Origin of the sequence: Stenotrophomonas sp. TWI700 (assembly GCF_039673645.1) — a bacterium.
Taxonomy (GTDB): Bacteria; Pseudomonadota; Gammaproteobacteria; order Xanthomonadales; family Xanthomonadaceae; genus Stenotrophomonas; species Stenotrophomonas maltophilia_AA.
In genome coordinates this window covers 130001-142517 of the sequence record NZ_JBDJMB010000009.1, presented here as the reverse complement: position 1 = coordinate 142517, position 12517 = coordinate 130001, and the positions used below count along the sequence as shown (strand labels likewise).

The following is a 12517-nucleotide window of genomic DNA, read 5'->3' as shown; positions in this document are numbered from 1 at the left end:
CGGGGACCGTGTGCTGCCATGGAGGGCAGCACACGAGCCTACATGGACGTACTTGCGGCGGGTCCCGGAATGGCAAGCCCGTCGCGCCTAGCTCGAAAGAACATGGTGGCCGCTTTGAGCTTTGAGCTTGAGCTTTGAGCTTTCCCAGCGTTTGACGCCTAGCGCTCGAGCAGAGGAATCAGCCCGACTTCCGCCGGAACAACAACCCGGATACCACCATCATCACGATCGGCGGCAACGCATACGCAATCCGGTAATCGAACTTCAGCGCACCGGCCATGCGGCCGAAGAACAACTGCAGCAACCAGAAGCCCAGCGCGAACAGAATGCCCAGGAACAAGCGCTTGCCCATCCCGCCACTGCGCAGCGAACCGAACGCGAACGGCACCGCCGCCAGACACAGCGCCAGCACATTGATCGGATAGAACCAGCGGCTCCAGTACACATCCTCGTAATCGCGCGCATCCAGCCCATTGCGCTTGCGGTACTCGATGCTGGTGCGCAGATCCATCGCCGTCAGGTTGCGCGGCTTGGAAATGCCGCTGGCCAGCGCAGCCGCGTCCAGGCGTGAATTCCACGGCTCGGACTCGACCGTCTCGCGCGTCGCCGAACGCTCACCAAAGGTATCGCGGCGGATCTTGTTCAACACCCAGCCGTCGGCACCGTGCTCGGCGGTGGCCGCATAGGTCAACGAGGCCAGGCGACCGTCCTCGGCGATCTTGTACAGACGCACATCGTGCAGGATCAGGCGCGTACCGCCGCCGGCCTGCAACTGCTCGTCGCCGCTCTGGGCATTGAGGAACGTATCGCCTTCGCGCGCCCACACGCCCGAATAGCGGGCCGCGCTGAGGCTGCTGCCCCACTTCGCGCTGGCCTTGATCTCGTCCGCCTTGCTCTGACCCCACGGGCCCAGCGTTTCGCCGCTGAACACCATCACCGCGGTCATCAGCGACAGCGCGATCGCCACCGAAACACTCAGGCGCTTGCGCGACAGGCCCAGCGCGCGCAGTGCGGTGAGCTCGGAGGTGGCGGCCAGCTGGCCCAGGCCCATCAGCGCGCCGATCACGGCGGCGGTCGGGAAGAAGGTATAGGCGCGGCGCGGCACGGTGTAGAGCACCCAGGCAGCGGCGTGGCCGAGCGTGTAGCTGCCCTTGCCGACGTCCTTGAACTCGCCGGAGAAGGCCATCACCACGTCCAGGCCGACCAGCACGGCCCAGGTCAACAGGACGGTGCCGAACACGGCACGGCCCAGATACAGATCGAACCGCATGGGGCGCAACACGTTCATGCGGTCCTCCGGGGACGCGACAGTTTGCCGTCGCGGAAATACATCCACAGTGCGAGTGCCAGCAACGGCAGGGTCAGCCACCACAGGCCCGCAATGCCGGGAATCTTGCCATCGGCGATCCAGCGGGTGCCGATGAACATCAGGTTCATGCCCACCATGTAGGCCAGGAAGGCCAGCATCATCCGGCCGTAGCGCTGCTGGCGCGGCGAACTGCGGGCCAGCGGCAGGGTCATCAGGGCGAAGGCCAGGGCGATCAGCGGCGGGGCGATGCGCGAGTGCAGCTGGGCCTGCGCCTCGGGGCGCTCATCGCCGAACAACTGCGTGGTCGGCAGCAGCTCGGGGTCGTCGTCCTTGCGCGTTTCGGCACCGTCGGGCATCGCCACGTCGTTGCGGGCGAAGGTCATCAGCTTGTAGTCCAGGGCGCCATTGGCCGGGCCCTGCACCTGATGACCGTCGTCGAGCTCCAGGTACCGCTGCTTGGCCCCTTCGAAGTACATCCGGCCACGATCGGCGGAGATCACCTCGATACTGTCTTCCTTCTGGCGCTGCATGAAAACCTTGCCCAGCTGGGTGCCGTCCGGGGAGACCGAGGACAGGTAGACCACGCCGCCATTGGGCAGGGACGTGAACTTGCCCGCCTCCAGTCCGGCCATGACCACGCTGCGGTTGGCCTCGTCGATCATGGTCTCGCCGGTGCGGTCGGCCCAGGGGCCCAGCCACAGCGAGCACAGGGCGATCAGCCCGACCACCGGCACCACCAGCATCAGCAGCGGGCGCAGCAGGCGCCTCGGGCCAACACCGATGGCGGTGATGACCGCCATTTCCGAGTCCCGGTAGAGCCGGGCCGTGGCCAGCAGCAGGCCCAGCATCAGCGCCAGCGGCAGGATCAGCGGCATATAGACGATGAACTGCAGGCCCAGCTGTGAGAACAGCAGGCGGGCAGGCAGGCGGCCGTCGGCGATGTTGCCGAGGATGTCCACCAGGACACCACCGACGCTCACCACCAGCAACACGATCAGGGTGGCCAGGAAACTCTGGACGAAATCACGCAGGAGATAGCGATCGAGCTTCGACATGGGGCGGTGGTTTAAACTCTCGGATTCGTTCGCGGTGCTGCCCAGTCTACTGACGGGACGTAAACAGCTCGCGATTGTACGGATTTGCCAACGGAATCTGATCAATGGCCCTGGAATTCACCCTGAACCACGCAGCGCCGGCCTCGGCCGAGTGCGATTGCGTCATCGTCGGCGCCTATGCCGACCAGACCCTGAGCCCGGCGGCACAGGCCCTGGACACCGCGTCCGGTGGCCGCCTGTCGGCCCTGATCGCCCGCGGCGACGTGGGCGGCAAGACCGGCAACACGACCCTGCTGCATGATCTGCCCGGCGTCACCGCCGCGCGCGTGCTGGTGGTCGGGCTGGGCGAGCCGGCCAAATTCGGCGTGCCGCAGTACCTCAAGGCGGTCGGCGATGCCAGCCGCGCCCTGAAGAGCGGGGTCAACCACCACGCGCTGTTGACCCTGACCGAGATCGAGGTCAAGGGCCGCGATGCCGCCTGGAACATCCGCCAGGCCATCATCACCGCCGACCACGCCGCCTACCGCTACAGCGCCACGCTGGGCAAGAAGAAGGCCGACGAGCCCGGCCTGACCACGCTGGCCATCGCCGGCACCGACACCCAGGCGCTGGCCCAGGGCCAGGCCATCGCCGCCGGCGTGCAGTACGCCCGCGAGCTGGGCAACCTGCCGCCGAACGTCTGCACCCCGGCCTACCTGGCCGAGTCCTCGGTCGCGTTCGCCCAGGCCCATGACGGCGCCGAGGCGGAGATCCTGGACGAGCAGCAGATGGAAGCGCTGGGCATGGGCTCGCTGCTGGCCGTGGCCCGCGGCTCGGCCAACCGCCCGCGCCTGGTCGTGCTGAAGTGGAGCAACGGCGGCGACGCCAAGCCCTACGTGCTGGTCGGCAAGGGCATCACCTTCGATACCGGTGGCGTCAACCTGAAGACCCAGGGCGGCATCGAAGAGATGAAGTACGACATGTGCGGTGGCGCCAACGTCATCGGCACCTTCGTCGCGGCCGTGACGGCCAAGCTGCCGCTGAACCTGGTGGTGGTGGTGCCGGCGGTCGAGAACGCCATCGACGGCAATGCCTACCGCCCGTCGGACGTGATCACCTCGATGTCGGGCAAGACCATTGAAGTCGGCAATACCGACGCCGAAGGCCGCCTGATCCTGTGCGACGCGCTGACCTACGCGCAGCGCTTCGAGCCAGCCGCGCTGATCGATGTGGCCACCCTGACCGGTGCCTGCCTGGTCGCCCTGGGCCACCAGACCGCCGGCCTGATGACCAAGCACGACGACCTGGCAAACGAGCTGCTGGCCGCCGGCGAGCACGTGTTCGACCGCGCCTGGCGCCTGCCGCTGTGGGACGAGTACCAGCCGATGCTGGATTCCAGCTTCGCCGATATCTACAACATCGGCGGCCGCTGGGCCGGTGCGATCACCGCCGGCTGCTTCCTGTCGCGCTTCGCCGAAGGCCAGCGCTGGGCCCATCTGGACATCGCCGGCGTGGCCAGCGACGAAGGCAAGCGCGGCATGGCCACCGGTCGCCCGGTCGGCCTGCTGAGCCAGTGGCTGCTGGACCAGGTTGCCCGCGCCTGATGCCCTGCCCGATCGCGGCCGCCCTGCGGTGGCCGCGATCCCGCCCGGCCTGGCGCCGGGTTCCCCCTCCGCTCCAGGCCCTGCCATGTCCCGTGCTGATTTCTACCTGATCGCCAAGCCCCGCTTCCTGACCGAGCCGTTGCGCCTGGTCTGCGAACTGGCCCGCAAGGCCAACGATGCCGGGCTGTTCACCCTGGTGCTGGCGCGCGACCAGGCCCAGGCCGAGGAGCTGGACGAGCTGCTGTGGGCGTTCGACAACGATGCCTACATCCCGCACCAGATCGCCGGCGAAGACATGGACGAGGAAGAGGCGCTGGTGCTGATCGCCGTGCCCGGCACCGAGGTCCCGGCCCGGCCGCTGGTGATCAACCTGCGCGACGACCCCTACCTGGCCGCCTGCGACCGCGTGCTGGAAGTGGTCCCGGCCGACCCGGAAGCGCGCGAACCGCTGCGCGAGCGCTGGCGCCAGTACAAGGCGCTGGGCTTTGACCTGAACAAGTACGACATGTAACCCGCGCGGCGCCCGTCCGGTCGCCGCCGACCCCGGAGACCCTTGATGCGCCTGTTGATCGCCCTGATCTTTCCCTGGTTCGCCTTCTTCACCATCGGCCGCCCGATCGCAGGCATCCTCTGCCTGATCCTGCAGATCACGCTGATCGGCTGGCTGCCCGCCGCGATCTGGGCCGCCTACGCGGTCTCGCAGTTCCATACCGACCAGAAGATCCGCCGCGCCTTCGGGCGCTGAGCTTCCGGCACCCCCACCTTCCGTATTCGATCCTGGTTCCCGCATGACCCAACTCGCCTCCAGCTACGACCCGAAAACCTTTGAAACCGCGTTGTACGACGCGTGGGAGAAGGCCGGCCATTTCAAGCCGTCCGGCAAGGGCGAGCCGTACACCATCCTGCTGCCGCCGCCGAACGTGACCGGCACGCTGCACATGGGCCATGCCTTCCAGCAGACCCTGATGGATGCGCTGGTGCGCTACCACCGCATGCGCGGCTACGACACGTTGTGGCAGGTAGGTACCGACCACGCCGGCATCGCCACCGAGATGGTGGTGTCGCGCAACCTGGCCCTGGCCAACACCGGCGAGACCCGCGATTCGCTGGGCCGCGACGGCTTCATCGAGAAGGTGTGGGAGTGGAAGGCGCAGTCCGGTGACACCATCGAGCGCCAGATGCGCCGCCTGGGCACCTCCAGCGACTGGTCGCGCAGCACCTTCACCATGGACCCGCAGCCGTCCGAAGCGGTGGTCGAGGCCTTCGTGCGCTGGCACGAGCAGGGCCTGATCTACCGTGGCCAGCGCCTGGTCAACTGGGATCCGGTGCTGAAGACCGCCATCTCCGATCTGGAAGTGGAGAGCGTGGAGGAAGACGGTTTCCTGTGGTCGATCAGCTACCCGCTGGCCGACGGCAGCGGCACCCTGACCGTGGCCACCACCCGCCCGGAAACCATGCTGGGCGACACCGCGGTGATGGTCCACCCGGAGGATGAGCGTTACGCGCACCTGATCGGCAAAATGGTCAAGCTGCCGCTGACCGACCGCGAGATCCCGGTGATCGCCGATGATTACGTCGACCGCGAGTTCGGTACCGGCGTGGTCAAGGTCACCCCCGCGCACGATTTCAACGATTACCAGGTCGGCCTGCGCCACGACCTGCCGATGATCAACCTGTTCACCCCGGACGCGGCGATCAACGACAACGCCCCGGAGAAGTACCGCGGGCTGGACCGTTACGAAGCGCGCAAGGTGATCCTGGCCGAGCTGGAAGACCTCGGCATCCTGGTCGAGACCAAGGCGCACAAGCTGCAGGTGCCGCGCGGTGATCGCACCCAGCAGGTGATCGAGCCTTACCTCACCGACCAGTGGTTCGTGAAGATGGACGTGCTGGCCAAGCGTGGCCTGGAGCTGGTCGAGAACGGCAGCATCCAGTTCGTGCCGGCCAACTGGATCAACACCTACCGCCACTGGATGGAGAACATCCAGGACTGGTGCATCAGCCGCCAGCTGTGGTGGGGGCACCGTATCCCGGCGTGGTTCGACGACGCGGGCAACTGCTATGTCGGCCGCGACGAAGCCGAAGCACGCGCGAAGAACAATCTTGCCGCCGATGTCGCCCTGCACCAGGACAGCGACGTGCTGGAGACCTGGTTCTCCTCGCAGCTGTGGCCGTTCTCCACGCTGGGCTGGCCGAACGAGCAGGCGATGGACGCGCGCGGTTTCGAGCGCTACCTGCCGTCGTCGGTGCTGATCACCGGGTTCGACATCATCTTCTTCTGGGTGGCCCGCATGATCATGGCCACCGACAGCTTCACCGGGAAGATCCCGTTCAAGGACGTCTACATCACCGGCCTGATCCGCGATGCGCAGGGCCAGAAGATGTCCAAGTCCAAGGGCAACGTGCTGGACCCGCTGGACATCATCGACGGCATCTCCATCGAGGACCTGGTTGCCAAGCGCACCACCGGCCTGATGAAGCCCAAGGACGCGCCGAAGATCGAGAAGGCGACGCGCCGCGAATTCCCCGAGGGCATCATCGCCCACGGTGCCGACGCGCTGCGCTTCACCATCGCCGCGCTGGCCACCCACGGCCGCGACATCAAGTTCGACATGAACCGCGCCGAGGGTTACAAGAACTTCTGCAACAAGCTGTGGAACGCCAGCCGCTTCACCCTGATGAACACCGAGGGCAGCAGCTTCACCGGGGTGCCGCAGCCGCGCACCGATGCCGAGCGCTGGATCCTCGCGCGCCTGGCCGCGGTCTCGGCCGAAGCGCAGACGCATTACGCCAACTACCGCTTCGACCTGCTGGCGCAGTGCCTGTACGAATTCGCCTGGAACGAGTTCTGCGACTGGTTCCTGGAACTGACCAAGCCGGCCCTCAACGGTGCCGACGCGGACGATGCCGACAGCACCCGCCACACCCTGCTGTACGTGCTGGAAGCGCTGCTGCGCCTGCTGCACCCGCTGACCCCGTTCGTCACCGAGCAGCTGTGGCGCCAGGTCGCTCCGCGCCTGGGCATCACCGACGACACCATTTCGCTGCGGCCGTACCCGACCGCCGAGGAGTTCGCCGGTGATTTCGCCCGCGCCGAAGCCGATGTGGAATGGCTGAAGTCGATGGTCAACGCCCTGCGCCGCGTGCGCAGCGAGTTGAATGTGCCGCCGTCCAAGCTGGTGCCGCTGCTGCTGCAGGGTGGCAACGACGACGATCGTGCGCGCATGACCCGCTTCACCTCCTCGCTGTCGTTCCTGCTCAAGCTGGAGCGCATCGAGTGGCTGGCCAACGGCAGCGACACGCCGCCGGCCGCCGCCGCGATCGTGGGCGATCTCACCCTGCTGGTGCCGCTGGAGGGCCTGGTCGATCTGGGCGCCGAACGCGCACGCCTGGACAAGGAAATCGCCCGGGTGGAATCGGAGAAGGACAAGAGCGAGACCAAGCTGTCCAAGTTCACCGACAAGGTGCCGGCGGCGGTGGTCGAACAGGAGCGCGTGCGCCTGGTCGAGTGGACCGCCCAGCTGGCGGGTCTGCGTTCGCAACGCGCGAAGCTGTAAGCGCATGGGGGGGAGGTAGTGCCACGCCATGCGTGGCTGCCTTTCCGGGGCGGGATGACGTGCAGCCACCCATGGGGTGGCTCTACCCTGGGCCGATGATGTCGCTGTCCCTCTTCTGCATCGTGCTGTTCGCCGCCCTGCTGCATGCCAGCTGGAACGCGATCGTCAAACGCGGCACCGACACGCTGCTGACCACGATCCTGGTCACCGGTTCGGCGGCGGTGATCGCCGCGATCGGCCTGCCCTTCCTGCCCGCGCCCGCGACACAGAGCTGGCCCTGGCTGGCCGCCTCGACCCTGCTCCAGGTGGGGTATTACGTGCTGGTGGCACGCACCTACCAGCTGACCGACATGAGCGCGTCGTACCCGCTGATGCGCGGCTGCGCGCCGATCCTGGTCGCCCTGGTCAGCACGCTGTTCCTTGGCGAGCGCCTGGCGTGGATCGCATGGGCCGGCATCGCGCTGATCTGCCTGGGCATCCTGTGCATGACGCGCGGCCTCCCGCGGCAACACGCGTGGCTGCCACTGCTCAATGCCGGGGTCATCGCCACCTATACGCTGGTCGATGCCTGGGGCGCGCGCCACTCGGGCGCCGCGGTGAGTTACACCCTGTGGCTGTTCCTGCTCTCCGGCCTGCCCCTGCCCCTGTGGGCGCTGTGCACCCGCGCCGGCGCGCTGCGCGACTATGCGCGCCGCAACTGGGGCTACGGCATCGTGGGCGGGTTTGGGACATTGATCTCCTACGGCCTGGCGCTGTGGGCCATGACCGTCGCGCCGGTTGCGATGATCTCCGCGCTGCGCGAAACCTCGATCCTGTTCGGCATCCTGATCTCGGCCTGGATCCTGCACGAACGGGTCACCCGCCAGCGCTGGATCGCCGCCGGCCTGATCGTGCTCGGCGCGGTGGTGCTGAGGATCACGTAGAGCCACCCCATGGGTGGCTGCGCGCGAAGTCGGATCGAAGAGCAGCCACCCATGGGGTGGCTCTACACCACGCTGTCAGAGCGGCGGCATTACCTGGATGTCGTCGTCGACCAGCTCGATGGCCATCACCAGCGCATCCTCGCGACCCTCGCGGGCCGGGTAATAACGCGGCCGGCGGCCGATCTCGTTGAACCCCTCGCTGTGGTACAGCGCCACGGCCGAGGTATTGGACGGCCGCACTTCCAGGAACACGCGGTGCGCACCATGGTCGCGCGCCAGTTTCACCAGCGCACGCAACAGGTGACGGCCATGACCGCGCGACTGGCACAGCGGATCCACGCAGATGTTGAGGATATGCGCTTCATCGGCGGCGATGCTGAGCAGGCCGTAGCCCATCAGCAGGCCATCTTCTTCCATCGCCAGGCCCGGATAGCCGGCACGCAGGCAATCCTGGAAGATGCCGCGGGTCCACGGGTACGGGTAACCACGTACCTCGATGGCCATCACCGCATTGAGATCGCTTTCGCGCAGCGCGCGCAGCGACAACGGCCGCGGCGAGCTCACCGCGCTCACGGGCGGCCCCGCTTGCGCAGCGCACGCAGCTGCGGCCACAACGCACGCTTGGCGGCGGCGCTGCTGCGCAGTTCGTCCAGGTTCCAGCTGGCCATCAGGGCCTGGGTGTCCGGCTCGGCCGGGTTGCAGCCGGAGGCGCGCAGCAGGGCGATCTGCAGGCGATCGGGCATCCGCACCGTGGCGCGGCGGCCGCTGCCGGCGCGCGCTGGAGCGGCGGCCGAAGCAATGGCCGGGGCCTGTTCTTCTACCGTACGCGGGGCATTGCGCCGCACCGGTGGCGGCGCGTCCGCTGGCGGCGCCGGGCGCGGGGAACGCACCGGCGCCGGCGGCTCGGCAACCGGGGCCGCATGCAACTCGATCTCCGGCACAACCAGGGCTTCCGGCTCGACGCTGCCGTCGACGAACACCGTATAGCCCATCGCCTGCAGCCAGGACTGCTGCGCCGGCGACCACAATGGCGGCAGCGCCTGCCCGCTCACGCGTTCGGCTCGACCGTCTTGCGGGTGCGCTGCCACACCCAGTAACACGGGCCGGACAAGGCATACACCACGCCCACCGCGAACAGCACGCGTGGCATATCGATGACCATGATCGCGATGGCGATCGGCACCAGGGCCAGCGCCAGGAACGGCACGCGATCCGCGCGCGGTCCCTTCTCGCCACTGCCCTTGAAGCTCCAGAAGCGGATCCGGCTGACCATCAGCAGGGCCGACACCAGGGTCACGCCAAGGGCGACATAGCGCAGCTGGTTGCCGTCCCAGCCGAGGTTGCCATCGGCGAAGGCCCAGACGAAGGACATCATCAGGCCCGCGGCGGCCGGGCTGGCCAGGCCGATGAACCAGCGCTTGTCGACCACGGTGACCTGGGTGTTGAAGCGGGCCAGGCGCAGCGCGGCGCAGGCGGCGTACAGGAAGGCGACCGCCCAGCCGACACGGCCGAGGACCGGGTCGTCGAACTTCAGCCACGACAGCGACCAGTGGTACATCACCAGGGCCGGGGCCATGCCGAAGCTGACCAGGTCGGCCAGCGAGTCGTACTGCACGCCGAATTCGCTGCTGGTGCCGGTCAGCCGGGCCACGCGGCCGTCCAGGCCGTCCATGACCGCGGCGACGAACACCGCGATGGCGGCATTGACGAAGTCGCCATTGGCCGCGGCGATGATCGCGTAGAAGCCGGCGAACAGGCCTGCGGTGGTGAACAGGTTGGGCAGCAGGTAAATGCTGCGCGAGCGCGGCGGGGGTTTCAGTTGATCCATGGGGCCAGTTTAGCTTGCCAGCACCGGCCCGGGGTGCTGCAATCGCGGCTCTGTCCCGTTCCCGGAGTTGCCATGCGTGCCCTGTCCCGTCTGAGCGCCCTGCTGCTGCTCGCCAGCGCCACGGCCAGCGCCGGCAACGTCTATAAGTGGAAAGACGCCAACGGCGTCACCCAGTATTCGGAGAAGCCGCCGACCGGGCAGAAATACGAGGCCCGCCAGGTCGAGAACCTGGACCCGGTCCCGCGCGCGACGGCAGCCGCCCCGGCCGAGAACAAGGCCTGCACCGACGCCCGCGGCAACCTCGCCCTGCTCGACGGGCCGGGCAAGGTCCTGCAGGACACCGATGGCGACGGCAAGGCCGATACCGCGCTGACCGACGCGCAGCGCAGCGCCCAGAAGACCCTGGCCGAGGCCGCCATCCAGGCCTACTGCACGCCCAAGGCCTGAGCCGCCGGCCCCGCCGCGCGGGGCCGAAAACCACCGGCACCCCCCATCGTGGCGGCCGGACTGGCAGAATATCGGCTTCTGCCGTTCAGCGAAGCCGACGATGCGCCTCTCCCAGTTCCACCTGCACACCACCAAGGAAACCCCCAGCGACGCGGAGCTGACCAGCCACCGCTTGATGCTGCGCGCGGGCATGATCCGCAAGCTGGCCTCGGGGCTGTACACCTGGTCGCCGCTGGGCCTGCGCGTGCTGCGCAAGGTCGAGCGCATCGTGCGTGAGGAAATGGAGCGTGCCGGTGCGGTGGAATTCCAGATTCCGACCATCCAGCCGAAGGAACTGTGGGAAGCCACCGGCCGCTGGGAAAAGTTCGGGCCGCAGCTGCTGAAGATCAAGGATCGCAAGGAGCAGGTGTTCTGCTACAGCCCGACTGCCGAAGAGGCCGCTGCCGACTTCGCGCGCCAGGAGCTGTCCAGCTACAAGCAGCTGCCGGTCAATTTTTTCCAGATCCAGACCAAGTTCCGCGATGAGATCCGCCCGCGTTTCGGCGTGATGCGCTCGCGCGAATTCCTGATGAAGGATGCCTATTCCTTCCACCTGCACGATGAGTGCCTGGTGCGCGAATACGAAAACATGAAGGCGGCCTACAGCCGCATCTTCACCCGCCTGGGCCTGGACTTCCGCATGGTGCAGGCCGACTCCGGCGCGATCGGTGGCGATGCCTCGCAGGAATTCCACGTGATCGCCGAGTCGGGCGAAGACGCGCTGGTGTTTTCCACCGGCTCGGATTATGCGGCCAACATGGAAGCGGCCATCGCCGCCACGCCCGGCGAGCGTCCGGCCGCCAGCGAAACGCTGCGCAAGGTCGAGACGCCCACGCAGAAGACCTGCGAGGCCGTGGCTGCGCTGCTCGGCCTGGGCCTGGAACGCACGGTCAAATCGATCGCGATCATGAGCGAGGCCGGTTTCGTGCTGGCGCTGGTGCGCGGCGATCACGACGTCAATGAAATCAAACTGGGCAAGGTCGAAGGCCTGCAGGGCTACCGCATGGCCAGCGAGGCGGAAATCGCCACGCACCTGGGCAGCCAGCCCGGCTTCCTCGGGCCGCTCAACCCGGCCCAGCCGATCCGCATCGTGGCCGACCGCGAGGTCGCCGCACTGGCCGATTTCGTCGTCGGTGCCAACGAAGCCGGTTTCCATATCGCCGGCGTCAACTGGGGCCGTGACCTGCCCGAACCGGAAGTGGCAGACATCCGCAACGCCAAGGCCGGCGATCGTGCCGCCGATGGCGGTGAACTGAAGATCGCGCGCGGCATCGAAGTCGGCCACGTGTTCCAGCTCGGCCGCCAGTATGCGCAGGCATTGAATGCGACCGTGCTCGACGAAAACGGCAAGGCCGCGGTATTGGCGATGGGCTGCTACGGCATCGGCATTTCGCGCATCGTCGCGGCGGCGATCGAGCAGAATCATGACGACGCCGGCATTATCTGGCCGGACGCGATGGCGCCGTGGCAGGTCGTGGTCTGCATGATCAACCCGAAGCAGGACGAGACCGTGTCGGCCACCGCCGCCGAGCTGCTGACGCAGCTGCAGGCCGCCGGCCTGGACGTGGCGCTGGATGATCGCGGTCTGCGCCCGGGCGCGATGTTCGCCGACATGGAACTGATCGGCGTGCCGCACCGGATCGTGGTTTCCGAACGCGGCGTCGCCGCCGGCACCTTCGAGTACCGCGCGCGCAGCGCGGCCGAAGCGGAGGTCCTCGACAAGGACGCGCTGCTGGCGAAATTGACGAAGTAATGACAAAAGGCCGGGTGAGTAAC

At 67.5% G+C, this 12517-nt stretch carries 12 protein-coding genes; 7 read left to right on the top strand and 5 right to left on the bottom strand.

The features are described 5' to 3' along the window. Positions 1 to 178: 178 nt before the first annotated feature. Both lptG and lptF read right to left on the bottom strand, forming a co-directional pair. Complete coding sequence (gene lptG / locus ABE473_RS09515; protein WP_346489302.1) at positions 179 to 1288, bottom strand: LPS export ABC transporter permease LptG; 1110 nt, start codon at positions 1286 to 1288, stop codon at positions 179 to 181. Beyond that, complete coding sequence (lptF, locus tag ABE473_RS09510; protein WP_346489301.1) at positions 1285 to 2364, bottom strand: LPS export ABC transporter permease LptF; 1080 nt, start codon at positions 2362 to 2364, stop codon at positions 1285 to 1287. Before lptF ends, lptG begins: the two co-directional genes overlap by 4 nt. A 104-nt stretch (positions 2365 to 2468) precedes the next feature. On the opposite strand from lptF, the gene ABE473_RS09505 reads away from it, so the two are divergent. The 5 genes from ABE473_RS09505 to ABE473_RS09485 all read left to right on the top strand — a co-directional run bounded on the left by ABE473_RS09505 (position 2469) and on the right by ABE473_RS09485 (position 8427). Further along, entirely contained in the window at positions 2469 to 3947 is a 1479-nt protein-coding gene (locus ABE473_RS09505; protein ID WP_346489300.1) for a leucyl aminopeptidase, read from the top strand. Between the two features lie 85 nt (positions 3948 to 4032). Next, a complete protein-coding gene (locus ABE473_RS09500; RefSeq protein ID WP_346489299.1) occupies positions 4033 to 4458 on the top strand; it encodes a DNA polymerase III subunit chi in 426 nt (141 codons plus the stop codon). 45 nt (positions 4459 to 4503) lie between these two features. After that, positions 4504 to 4692, top strand: coding sequence for a YqaE/Pmp3 family membrane protein (locus tag ABE473_RS09495; protein ID WP_121042605.1), 189 nt, complete (start codon positions 4504 to 4506; stop codon positions 4690 to 4692). 43 nt (positions 4693 to 4735) lie between these two features. After that, positions 4736 to 7504, top strand: coding sequence for a valine--tRNA ligase (locus ABE473_RS09490; RefSeq protein WP_346489298.1), 2769 nt, complete (start codon positions 4736 to 4738; stop codon positions 7502 to 7504). Positions 7505 to 7602: 98 nt separating this feature from the next. Continuing rightward, complete coding sequence (locus ABE473_RS09485) at positions 7603 to 8427, top strand: DMT family transporter (protein ID WP_346489297.1); 825 nt, start codon at positions 7603 to 7605, stop codon at positions 8425 to 8427. 75 nt (positions 8428 to 8502) lie between these two features. On the opposite strand, the gene rimI is transcribed toward ABE473_RS09485, so the two are convergent. From rimI to pssA, 3 genes are read right to left on the bottom strand one after another with little or no spacing between them, the layout of a single operon-like run. Beyond that, positions 8503 to 9000 carry a ribosomal protein S18-alanine N-acetyltransferase gene (rimI, locus tag ABE473_RS09480; protein WP_176991052.1) on the bottom strand — a complete coding sequence of 166 codons (498 nt, stop codon included), beginning with the start codon at positions 8998 to 9000 and terminating at the stop codon, positions 8503 to 8505. Then, complete coding sequence (locus ABE473_RS09475; RefSeq protein WP_346489296.1) at positions 8997 to 9479, bottom strand: hypothetical protein; 483 nt, start codon at positions 9477 to 9479, stop codon at positions 8997 to 8999. The genes rimI and ABE473_RS09475 overlap by 4 nt, the downstream gene beginning before the upstream one ends. Continuing rightward, positions 9476 to 10255 (bottom strand): CDP-diacylglycerol--serine O-phosphatidyltransferase, encoded by a 780-nt coding sequence (pssA, locus tag ABE473_RS09470; RefSeq protein WP_176991050.1) that lies wholly within the window; start codon positions 10253 to 10255, stop codon positions 9476 to 9478. Before pssA ends, ABE473_RS09475 begins: the two co-directional genes overlap by 4 nt. Positions 10256 to 10327: 72 nt before the next feature. On the opposite strand from pssA, the gene ABE473_RS09465 reads away from it, so the two are divergent. After that, positions 10328 to 10702, top strand: coding sequence for a DUF4124 domain-containing protein (locus ABE473_RS09465; RefSeq protein WP_179461123.1), 375 nt, complete (start codon positions 10328 to 10330; stop codon positions 10700 to 10702). Positions 10703 to 10802: 100 nt separating this feature from the next. Continuing rightward, a complete protein-coding gene (locus ABE473_RS09460; protein WP_346489295.1) occupies positions 10803 to 12494 on the top strand; it encodes a proline--tRNA ligase in 1692 nt (563 codons plus the stop codon). Positions 12495 to 12517: the final 23 nt, after the last annotated feature.

Coding starts and splice junctions, on each gene's coding strand:
- lptG (WP_346489302.1), bottom strand. CDS start 1,288: ATGAACGTGTTGCGCCCCATGCGGTTCGATCTGTATCTGGGCCGTGCC.
- lptF (WP_346489301.1), bottom strand. CDS start 2,364: ATGTCGAAGCTCGATCGCTATCTCCTGCGTGATTTCGTCCAGAGTTTC.
- ABE473_RS09505 (WP_346489300.1), top strand. CDS start 2,469: ATGGCCCTGGAATTCACCCTGAACCACGCAGCGCCGGCCTCGGCCGAG.
- ABE473_RS09500 (WP_346489299.1), top strand. CDS start 4,033: ATGTCCCGTGCTGATTTCTACCTGATCGCCAAGCCCCGCTTCCTGACC.
- ABE473_RS09495 (WP_121042605.1), top strand. CDS start 4,504: ATGCGCCTGTTGATCGCCCTGATCTTTCCCTGGTTCGCCTTCTTCACC.
- ABE473_RS09490 (WP_346489298.1), top strand. CDS start 4,736: ATGACCCAACTCGCCTCCAGCTACGACCCGAAAACCTTTGAAACCGCG.
- ABE473_RS09485 (WP_346489297.1), top strand. CDS start 7,603: ATGTCGCTGTCCCTCTTCTGCATCGTGCTGTTCGCCGCCCTGCTGCAT.
- pssA (WP_176991050.1), bottom strand. CDS start 10,255: ATGGATCAACTGAAACCCCCGCCGCGCTCGCGCAGCATTTACCTGCTG.
- ABE473_RS09465 (WP_179461123.1), top strand. CDS start 10,328: ATGCGTGCCCTGTCCCGTCTGAGCGCCCTGCTGCTGCTCGCCAGCGCC.
- ABE473_RS09460 (WP_346489295.1), top strand. CDS start 10,803: ATGCGCCTCTCCCAGTTCCACCTGCACACCACCAAGGAAACCCCCAGC.